Source organism: Kitasatospora sp. NBC_00039, assembly GCF_045160625.1.
Lineage (GTDB): Bacteria > Actinomycetota > Actinomycetes > Streptomycetales > Streptomycetaceae > Kitasatospora.
The window spans coordinates 7,470,819-7,487,030 of sequence record NZ_CP108289.1 but is presented as its reverse complement, the minus strand read 5'-3'; the positions used below and the strand labels follow the sequence as shown (position 1 = coordinate 7,487,030).

16 protein-coding genes are annotated in these 16,212 nt (G+C 74.0%); 9 read left to right on the top strand and 7 right to left on the bottom strand.

Going from position 1 to position 16,212, the window contains the following annotated elements:
• Positions 1 to 4: 4 nt before the first annotated feature.
• Both OG286_RS33295 and OG286_RS33290 read left to right on the top strand, forming a co-directional pair.
• Positions 5 to 376: a hypothetical protein gene (locus tag OG286_RS33295; protein ID WP_396321019.1), complete on the top strand. Its 372-nt coding sequence runs from the start codon at positions 5 to 7 to the stop codon at positions 374 to 376.
• Positions 373 to 834 (top strand): protease inhibitor I42 family protein, encoded by a 462-nt coding sequence (locus OG286_RS33290; protein WP_405358980.1) that lies wholly within the window; start codon positions 373 to 375, stop codon positions 832 to 834. The genes OG286_RS33295 and OG286_RS33290 overlap by 4 nt, the downstream gene beginning before the upstream one ends.
• 58 nt (positions 835 to 892) lie before the next feature.
• Here the strand turns inward: OG286_RS33290 and OG286_RS33285 are convergent, their stop codons facing one another.
• Positions 893 to 1,825 carry a polysaccharide deacetylase family protein gene (locus tag OG286_RS33285; RefSeq protein WP_405365975.1) on the bottom strand — a complete coding sequence of 311 codons (933 nt, stop codon included), beginning with the start codon at positions 1,823 to 1,825 and terminating at the stop codon, positions 893 to 895.
• 224 nt (positions 1,826 to 2,049) lie between these two features.
• On the opposite strand from OG286_RS33285, the gene OG286_RS33280 reads away from it, so the two are divergent.
• From OG286_RS33280 to OG286_RS33265, 4 genes are all read left to right on the top strand, one after another.
• Positions 2,050 to 2,931 (top strand): SMP-30/gluconolactonase/LRE family protein, encoded by an 882-nt coding sequence (locus OG286_RS33280; protein ID WP_405358984.1) that lies wholly within the window; start codon positions 2,050 to 2,052, stop codon positions 2,929 to 2,931.
• Between the two features lie 113 nt (positions 2,932 to 3,044).
• Entirely contained in the window at positions 3,045 to 3,284 is a 240-nt protein-coding gene (locus OG286_RS33275) for a hypothetical protein (RefSeq protein ID WP_396321015.1), read from the top strand.
• A 144-nt stretch (positions 3,285 to 3,428) separates the two neighbouring features.
• The gene (locus OG286_RS33270) at positions 3,429 to 3,935 is read left to right on the top strand and encodes an ATP-binding protein (RefSeq protein WP_396321014.1); all 507 of its coding nucleotides are present in this window, start codon (positions 3,429 to 3,431) and stop codon (positions 3,933 to 3,935) included.
• A gap of 606 nt (positions 3,936 to 4,541) precedes the next feature.
• Positions 4,542 to 5,528: a MinD/ParA family protein gene (locus OG286_RS33265; RefSeq protein ID WP_396321013.1), complete on the top strand. Its 987-nt coding sequence runs from the start codon at positions 4,542 to 4,544 to the stop codon at positions 5,526 to 5,528.
• Positions 5,529 to 5,729: 201 nt separating this feature from the next.
• On the opposite strand, the gene OG286_RS33260 is transcribed toward OG286_RS33265, so the two are convergent.
• Entirely contained in the window at positions 5,730 to 6,236 is a 507-nt protein-coding gene (locus OG286_RS33260; RefSeq protein WP_396321012.1) for a DinB family protein, read from the bottom strand.
• 474 nt (positions 6,237 to 6,710) lie between these two features.
• Here OG286_RS33260 and OG286_RS33255 point away from each other — a divergent pair, with 474 nt between their 5' ends.
• Positions 6,711 to 7,520: a class I SAM-dependent methyltransferase gene (locus tag OG286_RS33255; protein ID WP_396321011.1), complete on the top strand. Its 810-nt coding sequence runs from the start codon at positions 6,711 to 6,713 to the stop codon at positions 7,518 to 7,520.
• A gap of 168 nt (positions 7,521 to 7,688) precedes the next feature.
• Here OG286_RS33255 and OG286_RS33250 read toward each other — a convergent pair whose 3' ends face one another.
• The 4 genes from OG286_RS33250 to OG286_RS33235 all read right to left on the bottom strand — a co-directional run bounded on the left by OG286_RS33250 (position 7,689) and on the right by OG286_RS33235 (position 10,951).
• Positions 7,689 to 8,330: a hypothetical protein gene (locus tag OG286_RS33250; protein WP_396321010.1), complete on the bottom strand. Its 642-nt coding sequence runs from the start codon at positions 8,328 to 8,330 to the stop codon at positions 7,689 to 7,691.
• A 27-nt stretch (positions 8,331 to 8,357) separates the two neighbouring features.
• Entirely contained in the window at positions 8,358 to 8,753 is a 396-nt protein-coding gene (locus tag OG286_RS33245) for a hypothetical protein (protein WP_396321009.1), read from the bottom strand.
• Between the two features lie 164 nt (positions 8,754 to 8,917).
• The gene (locus OG286_RS33240) at positions 8,918 to 10,036 is read right to left on the bottom strand and encodes an alpha/beta hydrolase (RefSeq protein ID WP_396321008.1); all 1,119 of its coding nucleotides are present in this window, start codon (positions 10,034 to 10,036) and stop codon (positions 8,918 to 8,920) included.
• A gap of 78 nt (positions 10,037 to 10,114) precedes the next feature.
• Entirely contained in the window at positions 10,115 to 10,951 is an 837-nt protein-coding gene (locus tag OG286_RS33235; RefSeq protein WP_396321007.1) for a trypsin-like peptidase domain-containing protein, read from the bottom strand.
• A 487-nt stretch (positions 10,952 to 11,438) separates the two neighbouring features.
• On the opposite strand from OG286_RS33235, the gene OG286_RS33230 reads away from it, so the two are divergent.
• Together OG286_RS33230 and OG286_RS33225 are read left to right on the top strand one after the other, a co-directional pair.
• Positions 11,439 to 14,036, top strand: coding sequence for a helix-turn-helix domain-containing protein (locus tag OG286_RS33230; RefSeq protein ID WP_405365974.1), 2,598 nt, complete (start codon positions 11,439 to 11,441; stop codon positions 14,034 to 14,036).
• Between the two features lie 293 nt (positions 14,037 to 14,329).
• Positions 14,330 to 15,064 (top strand): dienelactone hydrolase family protein, encoded by a 735-nt coding sequence (locus OG286_RS33225; RefSeq protein ID WP_396321005.1) that lies wholly within the window; start codon positions 14,330 to 14,332, stop codon positions 15,062 to 15,064.
• A 217-nt stretch (positions 15,065 to 15,281) separates the two neighbouring features.
• Here the strand turns inward: OG286_RS33225 and OG286_RS33220 are convergent, their stop codons facing one another.
• Positions 15,282 to 16,133: a class I SAM-dependent methyltransferase gene (locus OG286_RS33220; RefSeq protein WP_396321004.1), complete on the bottom strand. Its 852-nt coding sequence runs from the start codon at positions 16,131 to 16,133 to the stop codon at positions 15,282 to 15,284.
• Positions 16,134 to 16,212: the final 79 nt, after the last annotated feature.

Here is a 16,212-nt window from a genome sequence, read left to right as displayed (position 1 = left end):
GTCCATGAGCGACAGCCAGCTGGCCGCGCTCGACATCGAGATCCTGCTGCGCTTCGGCCTGCCGTCGGAGGGGGCGCACCGCTCGGCCCTGTTCGGGGACGGCGCGGTGGCCGCCGCTATCACCGCCGACCGGCTGGGCGTGCTGCCGCGCGCGCTCGTCTTCCTCGGCGAGGTGGTCAAGGCGGGCGGCACCCGCTACGCGGCCGGTCTGCCCGAACCGCTGCCGGGCCCGGCTGCGGCCGTGGCCCGGGGGTGGCTGGAGGCGGCCGCGATGGTCGTCCAGGACCCCTCGGGGGACTTGCTGGTGGCCCGCTGGCTGGACGCGGTCGCCGCCGTCCTCGCCCTGCGGGTGACCAACCGGGAGGCGACGTCATGACGCGACGCCGGATTCTGCTGACGGTGGCCGGCGCACTGGTCGTCGTGGTCGCGGCGGGAGCGGTGGGAGTCCACCTGCTGACCCGGGGCAAGCTCGACCACGGCAAGGTGTTCACCGCGGCGTCGGGACAGCTCACCGTCAAGCCGGGGCAGCTGTTCTCGATCGAGGTCGACGCGCACCCGTCCTGGGGAGACGAGTGGACGGTGGCCGTGCCGCGCCCCGACACGGCCACCGTTCAGGTGTCGGACGAGGAGTACATCGCCAACCTCCACCTCCTCGGCAGGTCCGGCAGCGTGTTCGGTTCGGGCGGCCGCCACTTCTTCGTCTTCCGCGCCATGGGCCCTGGCCGGACGGAGATCGCCCTGCACAACCTTTACGCGGGCGGGGTGATCGCGCCGCCGGCCGACATGGCACCCGAACAGGTCGACCGGCGATTCACCGTGGACGTGCGGGCGTAGGACGGGGCCTTCGGAGGGACGCGCTGTGGGGGCGGGCCCCTACGGCGCGTCCGTCTGCTCAGCCCAGCACGTCCGAGAGCCGGACGAAGCGCCTGCCTGCGACCAGCAGCGCCGGGAGGGCGGCGCCGAAGCCGGGGGCGGTGCCGCCGGCGGGGTGGTTCATGTGGGCGATGACGATGCCGCCGGGCGGGGTGGCCGCGACCTCCTGGCGGACCTGGCTCCCGGTGAAGGTGGCGCCGCCGTCGGCGTTGACGGTGAAACCGGCAAGGCGTTGGCCGACGTCGGCGGCGATGCGGGCAGCCACGTCGTCGTAGTGGGCGGTGCCCGAGCGGAAGAAGCGGGGCGGGTGGCCGAGCAGGGCGGCGAGCTTCTCCCTGTTCCCGGCGACCTCGTCGTACGCGTCGGCCGCGTCGCCGGTGCCGGCGATGCCGTAGGCGGAGCGGCCGGTGACGGAGAGGGGGCGGTGGAGCGTGCCGTGGTTGGCGATCTCGAACAGCGGGTCGCCGGCGAGGCTCTCGAACTCGGCGGGGTTGGCGTCGATCCAGCGGGCGTTGAGGAAGAGGGTGGCGGGGACGTCGTGGCTGCGGAGGAGCTCGATGAGGTCGGCGTCGTAGGCGGAGCCGCCGGGCCCGCCGCAGGCGTCGAACGTGAGTGCGGTGGCCTGCTCGCCGTCGGGCAGTGCGGTGATCACACCGGGCACCTCCAGGCCCCAGTCGGCCGGCTCGACGGCCCCGTACCGGTCCACCGCCACGGCCCGGGTGAAGGCGGGACCAGCGGGCGCAGCCGGCGCGACCTGCGCGACCTGCGTCACCGGGGCGGTTGGCGCGGACGGCGCGGCGGAGATGACCGGCGCAGCCGGCTCCGGGGTGGCCGGAGCAGCCCCGGCCGGCACCGCCGCCATCACCCGCTCGGCGGGCCTTGCAGTCGCCTGACACCCCGCCAGTGCGCTCCCGGCCGCAACGATCAGCAGTGTCCGCCGACTCAGCGACATACCCGCCTCCACATATATCCGACATTCCGATCATCTGTTTCTATGAACCGATCGATCGTCACCCGCCGCAACCCCACCCGGCCGTCCCGGCACCCGGCCGTCCCGGGCCCCCGCCGCTCCGGCACCCGCCGCCTCGCCTCCCCCGCCGGCCCGGCCACCGTCCGTTGCGGCACCCGTCCATTCCGGCACCCGTCCGGTCCGGCACCCCGCACAGGGAGTCCCCGATGCCCGCCACCCCCGCCACCCCTGTCCCCCTGCTCACCGGCCTCGCGCTCGGCGAGTCCCCCCGCTGGCACGACGGCCGGCTCTGGGTCTGCGACTGGGGCGCTCAGGAGCTGCTCACCGTCGACGGGACCGGCTCGGCCACCGTGGCCGCCCGCATCCCCTCGTTCCCGTTCTGCATCGACTGGCTGCCCACACCCGACGGCCGCCTGCTCGTCGTGGCCGGCAGCGACCGGCAGCTGCTGCGCCGCGAGGCGGACGGCGCGCTCACCCCCTACGCGGACCTGCGGGCGGTCTGCGACCGGCCGTGGAACGAGGTGGCCGTGGACGGGCGCGGCTACGCGTACGTCAACTGCATCGGGTTCGACCTGATGGGCGGCGAGGACGCAGGGCCGGGGCTGATCGCGCTGGTCACCCCGGACGGGGCCGTCCGGGAGGTGGCCGGGGACCTCGCCTTCCCCAACGGGATCGCCATCACCCCGGACGGCTCGACACTGATCGTCGCCGAGTCGTACGCGGGCCGGCTCACCGCGTTCACCGTCGCGCCGGACGGCGGCCTGACCGACCGGCGGGTCTGGGCGGCGGTCGAGGGTTCGGCCCCGGACGGGATCGCCCTGGACGCGGAGGGCGCGCTCTGGTTCGCGGACGTGCCGAACCGCTGCTGCGTCCGGGTGCGCGAGGGCGGCGAGGTGGTGCAGCGGGTCACGCTCGACCGGGGGTGCTTCTCGTGCGCGCTGGGCGGCCCGGACGGTCGGACGCTCTACCTGACCGCCGCCGAGTGGCCGCCGCCGGAGGGCGCCCGGACCGGGCAGGTGCTGGCCGTGCCGGTGGACGTCCCGGGTGCGGGCGGTCCGGGTGCGGGCGGTCCGGGGCTCCTTCACTGACCCGCCGTACGCACGTGGGGCCCGGCTCACCGCGGGTTCACCGATGCGGGTAGGGAGGCGGGCGAGCAGGCGGGGAGTCCGCCCGCCGCCGCTGCCCGAGACCGGAGGCCCCGATGACCGACCGCGACGACCCGCAGCCCGACCGGCAGCACGCTCTGCCCGGCGGCCGACAGCCCCTCCTCGACCGCCGCGACCTCCTCCGGACCGGCCTGGCCGGCGTCGGCGCCGACCTGCCGTGGGGCCCGATGGCGGCGCTGACCAATCCGATCGTGCTGCGGCCGGCGGCCCCGCCGCAGGAGCAGTCCGCGGAGCAGCCGGCAGAGCGGTCGGCGGAGCAGTCCGCGGACCGGTAGGGGGGAGGACTCGGGATACCGCCGTGGACTAGGTTGATCTCCGAGAGCAGTCAGTCGTAGGGGCGAGGCACCCGGCTGTCCGTACCCGGGTCCGACCCGCCCCGGCACCCCGTCCGCCCCCGGCCCGCGAAGGGATCAGCAGCCGTGAACCGTACGACCGTAGGTGGGCCGGAGATCGGGGGCGGCCGGGGCGCCGGCGGCGTGGTCGTGCTGGCCGACCCGGCCGGGGCAGGGAGCGGCACGGTCGCGCCCCTGCTGGCGGACGCCCTCCACCCGAGCGTGCACCTGCGGGCGGACGACTTCCAGCGGGCGGTCCGGCAGGGCTACGTCCCGGCGCACCTGCCGGAGGCGCGGCGGCAGAACACGACGGCTCTGGCCGCCACGGCGCAGGCCGCCTTCGCGTTCGCCACCGGCGGGTACCAGGTGGTGGTGGAGGCGGCGGTGGAACCGGCGGCGCTGGACGCCTTCCGCCGCGAGAGCCGCACCACCGGGGCGGCCCTGCACTACGTGGTGCTGCGGCCGGCGGGTGCGCCGGCCGAACCGGGCACGCCGGACCGGCACGCGGTGGACGCCGAGCCGGTCGCACCGGAGGAGGCGGCCGGGGCCGTCCTGGCCGGCCTGGCGCAGGGAGCGTTCCTGCTGGGGTGGTGAGGGCTCGACGGTGGGGCATCCGTGGTGAGACCGCGGCGGTGAGACCGCGACGTGGTGAGACCGCGGCGGTGAGACCGCGACGTGGTGAGACCGCGGCGGTGAGACCGCGACGTGGTGAGACCGCGGCGGTGAGGCCGGGGTGCGCGAGGGCTCCGGCGGCCGCCCTCCCACAAGGGCGGTCGCCGGAGCGTCCCGGTCCCGCTGCCGCCGGGGCGCGGAAGCCGGATGGACCGGGCGGGGCCGGAGACCGGAGGCCCCGGCGGGCGGTCCGCCCCGGAGGGTGGTCCGCCCGCCCGGACGGCTGACCGGCGCCCGCACGGGGGGTCGGGCGCCGGTAGCAGTGCCGCCACCCCGTACTACGGACAGGAGCGTCCCCTCGGTTCACCGGTTCGGCAACCCGTCGCCCGAGCTGCCTTCCGGCTGGTCCCCCGCATCGCTCTGAGGCCGCGCCCCTACGGGCCCGGGCCGCGTCTCCCCGGTCCACGCCGGGGCGCCGGTGCCCGGTTCGAACCCCGGCCGGGTGGCCGGTCGGTGAACTGACCTGCGCCGACGCTCCGTAGAGCCGGGTAACGAGCGTGCACCGCAGACCGCGCCGAAGGAGACACCGTGAGGAACGCCGCCCCCGCACCGCCCCTCGCCCCTTTCGGCGCCCGAGTCCTGCCGTCATCGCCGTCGCTGCACCACGCTCCCCACCCGAGCCCCCTCGCCGCCCCCGCACCCGCACCCGCCCACGCACCTGCACCTGCACCTGCACCGGCCCACGCACCGCGGCGCAGTGTGCTGGAGCGGCTGCGCAGCGGCGAACGCCGGGGCCGGGAGCAACTGCGGCTCATCCGGTCACCGCTGCACGGGAGTTGGCGGATCGCCGTGCTGAGCGCCAAGGGCGGCTCCGGCAAGACCTCCGTGGTCCTCGCGCTGGGCGCGATGCTCGCGGCCGAGCGTGGCGAGCCCGTCGTGGCGGTCGACTCGGGCTCGCACGCCGGCTCGCTGGCCCGCCGCGTCCGGCACCGCACGACGGCGGGGATCACCGGCCTCGCGGCGGCCCGCCACCTCGTCGACCTCGACCGGTACGTCTCGCCGACGCCGAGCGGCCTCGCGGTGCTCGCCGGACCGGACCGCCCGGGCACACTCTCCGACGCCGGCTACCGCGCCGCCCTGGAGCTGCTCGCGCAGCGGTACCCGATCGCGCTCACCGACTCCTGCACCGGCCTGCTGGAGGCCCCGATGCACGGAGTCCTCGACCTGGCCGACCAGTTGATCCTTGCCACCACCCCTGGCGTGGACGGCGCCGGCAGCGCGGCCGCAACCCTCGACTGGCTGCACGCCCACGGTTACGGGGAGTTGGCCGAGCGCTCGATCACCGTGGTCTCGGCGGTACGCGGGACCACCCGGCCGGTCGACCCCGCCGGCCTGCGGGCGTACTTCGGCGCACGCTGCCGGGGCGTGGTGGAGCTGCCGTTCGACGACCACCTGGCGGCAGGCGCCGAGTTCGACCCCTGTCGGCTCGGCCACCGCACCGGCGCGGCCGTACGCGAGCTGGCCGCCCTGGTCGGCGCCGACCTCTGGCGCGCAGGCCGGCCCACCGTATGGTGAACCACCCCACGATGCGCGGCCGTTGGCTTCCCGAGCCGCCGGGCCCCGGGCGGACGTCCGCCCGGGACTCGGCCCGCCGGGGCCTTGGCCGGCCGAGGGTCCGGTCATCCGGCCTCCCGCGCTGCCGGGCCCGGGCTGGCGGGCTGACGGGCTGACGGGCTGACGGGCTGACGGGCCCGGGCCGACGGGGCAGGGGCCTCGTTACGCCCCCACCTCACCGTCGATCGACTCGCGCAGGAAGTCGGCGTGCCCGTTGTGCCGGGCGTACTCGTGGATCAGGTGCAGCATCACCAGGCGCAGCGAGACGTCCGCCTCCCACTTCGGCATGTAGCCCGTCACGTCCAGCGACTCCGCCTCCCGCTCGATGCGGCGGGCGTGCTCGACCTCCTCCTGCCAGACGGCGAACGCCTCCGTCCGGTCGGCTCCCCGCGCGTCGTACGCGGCCTGGTAGTCGCGCTCCGGGGACCAGACGAACGGGATCTCCTCCTTGTTGATGACCCGGCGGAACCACGTCCGCTCGACCTCGGCCATGTGCCGGACCAGCCCGAGCAGGGACAACGTGGACGGCGGGCTCGACTGCAGCCGCAGCTGGTCGTCGGTCAGCCCGTCGCACTTCATCGCCAGCGTCGCCCGGTGGTAGTCCAGGAAGGCGCGCAGCATCTCGCGCTCGTCCCCGGTCAGCGGTGGCGCGATCCGTTCGGTGGCCATGTCGGTCTCCTGTCCTCCCCGGTGGCGCGGCCCCTTTGGCGCACGCCTCCCGTCCGTCGCCCTCCGAAAGCCCGAGAACGTGTCTGCCCATTCCCGCCAGACGCGCTGATCCGACGGGATTGTCGGACACACCCGTACCTGCCGAGCCCCGGTGTCCACACCGTACCGGGGAGCCGGGGCGCCCGGCCCGCGGGCGGTGCGCCGCAGGCGGATGCGGAACCCGTGGCCCCGCTCACCGCCCTCCGCCCTCCGCCGGGCCTGCACCGAGAACCCCGGGAGCCCGCGGGGCCGCCGGGCCGATGACCCGCACACCGTCGGGATGCTCATCGTCCGGTCACACCACCAACCCCTGACCAGCCGGTTGTCCGCTCGAATCCACCCTGGCGTGGTGTTCGGCCACGATCCCGTCTGGGTACGTACTGCGGCGCACGCCCGAGGCCCCGGGCGGCGACCCGCAAGGAGACCGAGCAGCCCATGACCCACGACCGCATTCCCGCAACCGTGCGACAGACCTACGGCGCCGGCGATCTCGCCCTGGCGGCGAGCTTCGCCGGCGGCTTCATCAACTTCGGTGACTGGCAGGGGATCGACACCACGTCGCCGACCCCCGAGGACCGGGTGCACAGCCAGGAGCAGTTGTACCGGCGGGTGCTGCGCGCCCTTCCGGCGCCGGCCGAGCAGCTGCGGCTGGCCGAGGTGGGCTGCGGGCGCGGGCTGGGTGCGGCGCTGGCGATGCGGGAGTTCCGGTTCGCCGCGGTGACCGGGGTGGACATCCATCCGGACCAGGTCGAGCGCGCCCGGGCCGTCAACGCCAAGGCGCTGGCGACGTTCCCGGACCGGCTGGCCTTCACCCTCGGCGCGGCCGACGAACTGCCCTTCGCGGACGGCTCGCTGGACGGCGTGTACTCCGTCGAGGCGGCCCAGCACTTCCGCGAGCTGACCGGCTTCGCGCACGAGGCGGCCCGGGTGCTGCGGCCCGGCGGGCGGCTGGTGGTGACCACGTTCTTCAGCTCCGGCCCGGAGGTCGCCGAGCGGCTGAGCATCCTGCTCGCCAGCTTCGCCGACGGCCTGGACGTGGCCCACCCGCTCAAGGACTTCGCGGCCGACCTCGCCGCCGCCGGCTTCGGGAACGTCACCACCGAGTCGATCGGCGCGAACGTCTGGCCCGGCCTCGACCGCTACCTGGAGGACACCGTCCCGCCCGGCCACTGGGCGCGCAACTTCCTCACCGCCTGGCGGAGCGGCCTGCTCGACTACCACCTGGTGACCGCCGACCGCGACTGACCACGGCGGGCCTGCTCCGTCACGGAGAACCGCCGGGCACCTGCCTGCCTTCGGGGGCCGGCCCCGGCCGGAGAGCGGCCCGGCATCGGCGCCGGGCCGCGGCTGGGACCCGGGCGCCCGCGCCGGGTCGTGCGGTTCCGCCCCGGCCGGGCGCGCGTCCCGCCGTGCTCAGCCGAGGACGGATTCGATGCGGGCGGCCAGGTTCAGCACGACATCGGAGCGGAGCGACCAGCCACGGGCGGCGGCACGGTGGAGGGTGCGCAGGAGGAGGACCGACCCCTGGGGCAGTGGCTCGACCGCCAGCAGCCGTTCGATCGACCAGGTGTGCGAGGTGTCCGGCCCGGCCTCCAGGGGGGTGAGTGCGTTCGCCTCGGCGACCAGCTCCCGGTCCGCGTTCAGGCGGCCGGCGGCCTCGGCGTCACCCTCGAAGGACGACGGGCCGAAACGCCGCGGCGCGCTGAGGGCGACCCGGCAGGGCAGCGGCCGGCTCAGCGGCACGGCGTAGAGGAGCTGGCCCAGTCCCAGGCTTCGGCGGAGCGCGGCCCGCCCGGCCATGAGCGACGCGCGAAGCTCGAACGGCCTCGGCGCCTGGGCGTCCACATAGACGTAGCAGAGTGTCGGTGCGGGCATTCCGCTGAACCGCTCCCGCGGCGGCAGCAGGCTGCCGGCCGGGACACCGGTGCTGTCGGGCGGGAGCGTGGCGGCCACCGGCGGCCGGTCGAGGCCGAGTTCACGGCCGAGCGCCAGGGTGAGGTCGGCGGTCACGCGGTCCGGGTCGGCGTCCCGGCCGGTCCAGAGGGCTGCGGGCATGGCGGTCTCCTCGCTTCGTCGGGTATGTCAGCCGAGCCCGACGATCTCCTGGCGGACTCGTGCCGCCTCGTCCGGCCGGCCGGCGGCGGCGAGCAGTTCGCCGAGCCGCGTCAGGGCTGACTGCCGTTCGGCCTGGAACCGTCCCTGGCGCATCTCGGTGAGCCGGCGCCAGAGATCGGCGGCCGTCCGGGCCGGGTCGAGCGCCGCGGCGGGGCCGGCCTGGGCGGCCAGCGCCTCGCGGCTCCGGTCGGCCTCCTGGGCCTGCCGCAGCAGGGTCTGCGAGAGGTCCTCGACCGGGGCGGGCGCGGCGGCCTCCGCCCTGGCGACCCGCCTCCGACGGACCAGGACGCTGAGCCCTCCGACCAGTGCGATCAGCCCACCGCTGAGGGCGCCCGAAACCAGCTTGTGCATCAGATCGTCCATGGAATCCTCGCTTCTTCGCAGCGTCACAGCTCTGCGCGTTCGTCTGTCGTGGGTTCGTGCGTCGTGCTTCGTGGGGCGGTGGGACCGTGGGCCGGCGGCCCCCGACCGCCGCTCCGCGCGATGACGCGGAGCGGCGGTCGGGCGGAGGGCCTCCGCCCGGCGGGTCAGCCCGCCGCGGCGAACGCGGCCCCGAGCCGGGGCACGTAGTCCGCGAGCGCGGGCGCCCAGCAGCCGTAGTTGTGGCCGCCGTCGCAACCGGGAGCCAGCGACGCCCCGTTGCCGTAGTCGACCAGGGTGCTGGGGAGCCCCAGCTGGTCGAGGCGGGCCTTGACGTTGTTGGAGGCGATCTCGGTGAAGTGGTCGATCGGCCCCTGGTTGCCGGTGTAGAGCGTGATTCCCGCACCGGTGAGCTTGGCCAGGTTGGCCTTGGCGGCGGGATCGACCTCCTTCCAGATGTGGTCCGCGTTGAAGACGGGGTACGGCGAGCCGAAGATCGCGTCGCTGTCGACGTAGGGGCCGTAGCCGGTGCACTGTCCGGTGCCGGAGGGGGTGGAGGTGCTCAGCGCGCACCACGCGCCCGTGAGATTGAGTTCGGTGGCCAGGACGGCCCCGCGGATCTCCGCCATTCCGAGGTCGATGCCACCGGAGAGTGCGGCCACCTGCCCGAACAGGTCGGGGCGGGCCTCCGCGTAGTGCAGCGCGCCGTAGCCGCCCATCGACAGGCCGACGATGCCCCGGTGGCTCCGGTCGGCGATGGTGCGCAGGTTGGCGTCGATGAAGGGGACCACCTGGTTGAGGTGGAAGGTCTCCCAGTTCGCCGCGCCCAGGGCGGTGTTCCGCATGAGCCAGTCCGCGTACCAGCCCTTCAGGCCCCCGTCCGGGACGACCGTGATCATCGAGTCCGAGTGCAGGGTCGGCGCCGCCGCGGCATCGTCCACGTTGCCGCCACCGCCGTGCAGGAAGTACGCCACCGGCCAGCGCTTGCCGGGCTCGGCGGCGTAGCCGCTGGGCAGGAAGATCCGGATCCTGTGCCGGCCGGACAGCTGTCCGGTGGTCACGGTGATCGTGAAGTCGGTGCCGGAGTGGACTTCGGTGGCGCCGGCCACCTGGGTCAGGCCGTAGCCGTCGGCGAAGACCGGAACGCCCGGCGCGTCGGCCTGCGCGTCGGCGTGCGCGCCCGGCCCGGTGAAGGCGATCAGCGTTGCCGCCAGCGCCGTCGCGGCGGCGGCTGCGGTGGCGCGCATCGCGGCGCGCACGCGCGCACCGGACAGCGGGGATGTCATGAGGGTTCTCTCTCCGTGAGGGTGAGTCGGAGGGTGAGTCGGAGGACGAATCGCAGGAGAAGGCACAGGGCCGGGAGGTCAGCCGGCCAGGTGGAAGCCGGCGCCGACGCCGCCGTTGGCGTTCAGCTCGTCGATGATGCTCAGGATCGGCGAACTGTGCTGGGCGCCCCAGGCGTTGCCGACCAGCGTCGTGCCGGAGACGACCGGGGAGCCGGAGTCGCCGCCGTCGGTCCAGATCAGGTGGGTGAACCACATGCCGTTGGAGCCGATCCTCATACCGCAGGTCAGACCGGTCCGGTGGCCCTCCTTGCACATGCGCGTCCCCACGGCCGGCGGGGCGCCGATCGACTTGATGGTCACGCCGCCGACGGTGTCGGTGGCCGCCACCCGGCTCTCGTCCAGCTTGATCACCGCGTAGTCGAGCCCCTTGGGGCCGTTGTTGAGCAGGTTGTTGGGGGTACTGACATACGTCACCTCGCCGATCGCCCCCGTCGCCACGTCGGGCCGGCTGGCGTTGAGCGGCGCCGGGGAGAACGCCGTCCCGGCGGGCGAGGTGTCCCGGTACACCTGCGAGCCGACGAGCTTGTTGCCCTGGTCGTCGATGAAACAGTGGGCGTTGGTCAGCGCCACCAGGTTGTCGGCGGTGTCGCGGCCGACGGCGGTGAGGGTGCAGACGTAGTAGCTCTGCGGGTTCTCCGGGCTCGGCGCCATGCGGAAGATGATGCCGGTGCCGCCGCCGATGGGCGTGCGCGTGTCCGCAGCGGTGCCCACGGCGGCGGTGGTACCGGCGGAGGCGGTGGTGACGGTGGAGGCGGTGGCGCGGGCGGCGGTCGCCGCGCCGGCGGACGGCGCGGTGGCGAGGGCCATTCCCGCCAGGACGGCGGCGAGACCGAGGGCACGTATTTCGCGAAGCATACGATCACTCTCCAATGTGAAGCCGAAAGCGGCGGGGCACCGGTCGCGCCTCCGCCCGGACATCCGGCCGGCTCGGACGGAATTCGGTCGACGGAATCCGGTGTCAGCGGCGGCACGAAGCCGCGAGAATCAGCAGCAGAACGGCGATTCCCAGGACCGGCAGACATCCCGGGCCTCCGCCCGGGCCCCTGCGACCGGCCTCCACACTGCCCCCCGGAGGAATTCCGGGGTGCTGTTTGGCGTAGTGCAGGATCTGCTGCTGCTCGCTCTCCGCCCGGGGGAGCCACGCCGTCTTGTATCCGCACTCACCGCACCAGTGGCGGTAGGCCATGTCGACTCCTCACTCCGGGTCGGGCCGGCGACCGGACACCACCGATGGTGGCGTTCGCGCAGGTCGGAGGACAGGCCATGGCACCGGCCACATATGACCGGTGGTCACGATAGGCTCCTCGCAGGCCGTACTCGCGGGGGGAAAGAGGGCGCCGACGTGGCGGATCAGCTCGGCACACTGTTGCGCCGGCTGCGCAGGCAGTCAGGGCTGACACAGGAACAGGTGGCGGAGCGGTCGGGAGTGAGCGTCCGCACCATCCGCAGACTGGAGACCGGAAAGTCCGCCGATCACCGACTGGGTACGGTCAATCTGCTGGCGGACGCCCTCGGCGTGGGGCCCGAGGATCGCCTGCTGCTGGCAGCCACACTCGCGAACGCATCGTCAGAGGCGGCTCCCGAAAAGATTTCCGGACCTTCTCCCGAATCCACCCGCGACCCGGCTCCGGAATCCCCCGTCGATTCCGGACCGATTACCGGCCCCGTTCCCCTTCCGTCCCCTTTCCCGCGGATTCCGGGGGCACTCGCCGAGGCGACCGCGGAACTGGCGACGGAAGTCAGGCGCCGCTGGCAGATCGAGGAGGAGCAGCGCCGCGTCCACGATCCGTTTCCGTTACCGGTGCGCTGGCGACCCGCTCCCGCGGGGCTGACGGACCACGCGGAGAACATCCAGCGCCTTCCCCCGGGGTCCGCGTCCGACGGGGTGGACCTCAGCGGTGATCTGCGCGCGGTGGCCGAGGTCTACCGGCGGATCCCGTCCGGGCGGCTCGTGGTGCTGGGCCGGGGCGGGTCGGGGAAGTCCATCCTGACGATCAGGTTCGTCCTGGACCTCCTGGCCGGCCCGGCCGTCGCCGACCGGGTGCCGGTGATCTTCAGCCTCGGGTCCTGGGACCCGACGGCCACCGCGCTGCGCGACTGGCTGATCGACCTGCTGCTGCGCGACCACCCCCACCTGGTCCAGCGCGTCCCCAGCGGCTCGACGCTGGCCGCCGCGCTGGTCGACGCCGACCTGGTCCTGCCGGTGCTGGACGGTTTCGACGAGATCGCCGAAGGCCTGCGGCCGCACGCGCTGGAGGCGCTCAACGCCACCTCGATGCCGCTCGTGCTGACCAGCCGCCGCGGGGAGTTCGCCGAGGCGGTGCACGCGGCGGGGACACCGCTGGTCTGGGCGGCGGGCGTCGAACTCGTCGATCTCACCCCCGGCGACCTCACGGACTACCTGCCCCGCACCTCCCGCCCCGTCACCACCCGGGGAACCGGCCCGGACACCGCCCTCGGAGACGGGAACGGGTCCGGGAACGTCTGGGACGCCGTCCTGGAGGTGCTGCGCAGGCAGGACACCCCCGCGAGTCGGAACCTCGCCGGCGTCCTGAGCACCCCGCTGATGGTCATCCTGGCGCGGACGCTCTACAGCGAGAACGCCGACGCCGACCCGGCCGAACTGCTGGACACCACCCGCTTCCCCACCCGGCACTCGCTCGAGGAGCACCTGCTGGCGGGCTTCGTGCCCACGGTCTACCGGCGTCTCGCCCCCGTACGGGCCACCGGCGGCCCCCCGCGCAGGCGGCCCGACCACGACTCGGACCCGGGGTCCGAACGGGTCCGGCGCTGGCTCGGTCACCTCGCCCACCACCTGGCCCGGCTCCCCGACCTCGACCAGCAGGACCTCGCCTGGTGGAAGATCGGCGACTCGCTGAGGCCGTCGACGCGCCTCCTCGCTGTCATGCTGACCTGCGCGCTGTCCGTCACCCTCACCGAGTGGTCCGTCGGCCTGATCGCCCACCAGTTCGGCTCCGTTCTCGCGGCGGACCTCGACGGGATCGTCCTGGAAGGCTCCCTGATGGGACCGATCGCGGGCGTGGCCTTCGGATCGGTCTACTGGCTCATCGCGAGGTTCGGCAGCACCGCCTTCGCACCGTCCCAGGTCCGGCTACGACTGCCCGGCAACCACAACCGCGTCGGCCGCGGACCGATGCGCACCTTCACCTCCCGGTTCGGGACGGTGCTGCTGGGCGGCTTCGTGATGGGCGTCGGCTGTGCCGGCGCCATCACGCTGGAACGCGCGCTGAACAACAGGGTCTCGCTCACCGACGGCGCGGTGATCGAGGGCACGCTCATCAACATGCTGGCCTTCGGACTGATCTTCGGTTCGGCGGCCGGCCTCGTCTTCGGGCTGATGGCCGCACTCGAGGCACCCCTGGACATCGCCTCCGCCGCGACCCCGGCCGGCCTGCTGTCCGCCAACCGCACGACGGTGGGCCGGCAGGTCCTCGTCCTCGTGCCGGCGCTCACCCTCGCGATCGCCCTCGGCGGCCGCCTCGTCATCGAACTGCTGCAACCGCTCCTGGGGCCGATGAACTGGCCGCTGTCGGACGGCCTCTTCATCGGAGTGGTCGGCGGGCTCGGCGGCACCTTCTCCTACGCCCTCGGGTTCACCGCCTGGGGTCAGTGGGTGATCTTCTGCCGCATCTGGCTGCCCGCGACCGGCAATCTCCCCCGGGACACGGCCGCCTTCCTGGACGACGCCTACCGCCGGGGAGTGCTCCGCCAGACCGGCGCGGTCTACCAGTTCCGCCACAGCCGCCTCCAGCACCACCTCGGCGACGCCTACCGCCTGCATCACGCGCACTACGCCCCGGCCACCTTCACCGCATCGACGTCGACGCTCATTCCGCCGCCCCGGGGCGGGGACGCGCCCGACACCGGTGCGGCGCGGCTGCGGACGGGCGAGGCCGCGACCCGGACCGACTCCCCGTGACCCGCCCGTCATTCGGACGGATGATCCCGGTGCCGGGCGCGCCCGGCACCGGCTCCGCTCCCGCCCCACCCTGTGCGTCGTATCTCCGTGGTCTCCGGCCACGGAGACCACGCAAAAACCGTGAGGCGGACGAAGGCGACCACTGCTACATTTCCGGAGGCCGTGCAAGAGATCGAGGAGGTGGTACCCGTGAACGCAGTATCGACATGGGTGCTCCCCTCCGGGGTCACGGTCGGGCGATAGAAAAGGTCGTCCGGGAGCGCCGTTGCAGTGCACTCCCGAAAGGCACGACCATGCATGTCACTTCTGAGCAGCGCCTCGGCGACGGCGTACTCGAACGCAACTTCAGCCTCGGTGAGATCCCCGGCATCCTGTGGACACCCGCATCGGCATCCGCACCGGCGCCGCTGATCCTGCTCGGCCACCCTCCCCTCGGGCTGCGCACGATGTACCCGCGGCTGGCGGCCCGGGCCCGGCAGTCCGCGGCGGATGGCTTCGCCACGGCCACCATCGAGCTCCCCGGAAGCGGCGACCGGCCCCGGTGGGCCGCCGTCGAGCAGGCCCGCGCCGACCTGCGCCGGGCGATCGAGGCCGGCGAGCCGGTCACCGACGAGATCGTCGACGCTCTCGTCCTCCCGCTGGTCGAAAAGGCGGTCCCGGAATGGCAGGCCGCCCTGGACGCCCTGCTCGAGCTGCCCGAGATCGGCGGCCCGGTCGGATACTCGGGGGGAGTGATCTCCATCGGCATCCGGCTGGCGGCGGTCGAGCCGCGCATCGCGGCCGCCGTTCTGTTCGCCGGGAGTTTCGTGCCTCGCGCCGTGTTCGAGGAGGCCCGCCAGGTCACCGTTCCGCTGCACGTCCTGCTGCAGTGGGACGACGAGGGGAACGACCGGCAGGCGGCCCTGGACCTGTTCGACGCGTTCGGCTCCGAGGAGAAGTCCCTGAACGCCAACATGGGCGGGCACACCGGCGTCCCGCAGTTCGCGGGGGACGCCGCGGCCCAGTTCTTCACCCGCCATCTGAAGTGAGGCCGGGCCGTCGGACCGCCGGCAGGCGGTAGCTGATGCCGGCCGGCACGCCGCTCATCGAGGACGGGCCGGCCCTCCGCAGCTCTCTGCACCGTGGGCCCCTGCCGAACTCCCGGCAGGGGCCCACGGTGTCTGACGTCACTGTCCGTTCGGTTTCTGCAGAGCTTCGGGTGCTGCCCGAATCCGGGGTCGATCATCCGGGGAACCGGGAGGCGCTCTACCGGCGGACCGCCGAGATCAGTCCGCCGGGCTGCTCCTCGCGCTGCGGCGGGTTGCCGATCGGGCGGCCGTAGGCGGCAGCGCGCTCGCGCAGGGTGTGGCTGTCGGCCTCCCAGCCGTGCCCGGCCAGCCAGCCCACCGGGTCGTCGGGCATCTCCGAGATCCACATGGAGGCCGCCGATCCCGGCGCGGCGTCCGCGCCGAAGCGCTCGATCACGCCGCGCGAGCCCAATGTCAGCCCCATCCGACTGCCTGGCGCGGACTGCGCACTGATCCGGGCCATCAGCAGCTCCACCGCATCCTGGGGCAGATAGATCAGCAGGCCTTCGGCGATCCATGCGGTCGGCACGGCCGGATCGTGCCCGGCGGCGGCCAGCGCGCCTGGCCAGTCCTCCCGCAGATCCACCGCGACCGTGATCCGCTCGCAGCGCGCGACGGCCCGCTCCTGGCGCAGCACCGCAGCCTTGAAGTCCAGTGGAGCGGCGGTGTCGACCTCGAACAGCCGGGTGCCCTCGGGCCAGTCCAACCGGAAGGCCCGGCTGTCCATGCCGGCGCCGAGCAGCACGACCTGCCGGACCCCGGACGCGGAGGCCTGCTGCAACAGGTCGTCGAGGAACTTCGTCCTGATGACGATGGAGAACGACACGGCCAGCCGGCGGCGGCGAGCGGCCTCGTCGTCGGGCAGCGGCGGCGAGGAGGGCCACAGGCCGCCGGCGGTGGCGAAGGCCCGTGCCAGTGGGTCGCGGAACAGCGCGTTCTCCCGTTCGGTCTCCAGCGCCCGCACCCTGGCCACCCCCACCGCCGTGGCCCACACTCCCGACGGCTGCACCCACTCCTGCTCATCAGTCACCGCGCCAGCCTAGATGTGGACGCGCGTGAACCGCCACCGCACGGGCCTGCAGCCGGGTCGGCCGGCGACCGGCGGCCTC

Bases quoted from the DNA above. Each gene is read 5' to 3' on its own strand.
- OG286_RS33295 (WP_396321019.1), top strand. From the start codon at position 5: ATGAGCGACAGCCAGCTGGCCGCGCTCGACATCGAGATCCTGCTGCGC.
- OG286_RS33290 (WP_405358980.1), top strand. From the start codon at position 373: ATGACGCGACGCCGGATTCTGCTGACGGTGGCCGGCGCACTGGTCGTC.
- OG286_RS33285 (WP_405365975.1), bottom strand. From the start codon at position 1,825: ATGTCGCTGAGTCGGCGGACACTGCTGATCGTTGCGGCCGGGAGCGCA.
- OG286_RS33280 (WP_405358984.1), top strand. From the start codon at position 2,050: ATGCCCGCCACCCCCGCCACCCCTGTCCCCCTGCTCACCGGCCTCGCG.
- OG286_RS33275 (WP_396321015.1), top strand. From the start codon at position 3,045: ATGACCGACCGCGACGACCCGCAGCCCGACCGGCAGCACGCTCTGCCC.
- OG286_RS33260 (WP_396321012.1), bottom strand. From the start codon at position 6,236: ATGGCCACCGAACGGATCGCGCCACCGCTGACCGGGGACGAGCGCGAG.
- OG286_RS33255 (WP_396321011.1), top strand. From the start codon at position 6,711: ATGACCCACGACCGCATTCCCGCAACCGTGCGACAGACCTACGGCGCC.
- OG286_RS33250 (WP_396321010.1), bottom strand. From the start codon at position 8,330: ATGCCCGCAGCCCTCTGGACCGGCCGGGACGCCGACCCGGACCGCGTG.
- OG286_RS33245 (WP_396321009.1), bottom strand. From the start codon at position 8,753: ATGGACGATCTGATGCACAAGCTGGTTTCGGGCGCCCTCAGCGGTGGG.
- OG286_RS33240 (WP_396321008.1), bottom strand. From the start codon at position 10,036: ATGACATCCCCGCTGTCCGGTGCGCGCGTGCGCGCCGCGATGCGCGCC.
- OG286_RS33235 (WP_396321007.1), bottom strand. From the start codon at position 10,951: ATGCTTCGCGAAATACGTGCCCTCGGTCTCGCCGCCGTCCTGGCGGGA.
- OG286_RS33225 (WP_396321005.1), top strand. From the start codon at position 14,330: ATGCATGTCACTTCTGAGCAGCGCCTCGGCGACGGCGTACTCGAACGC.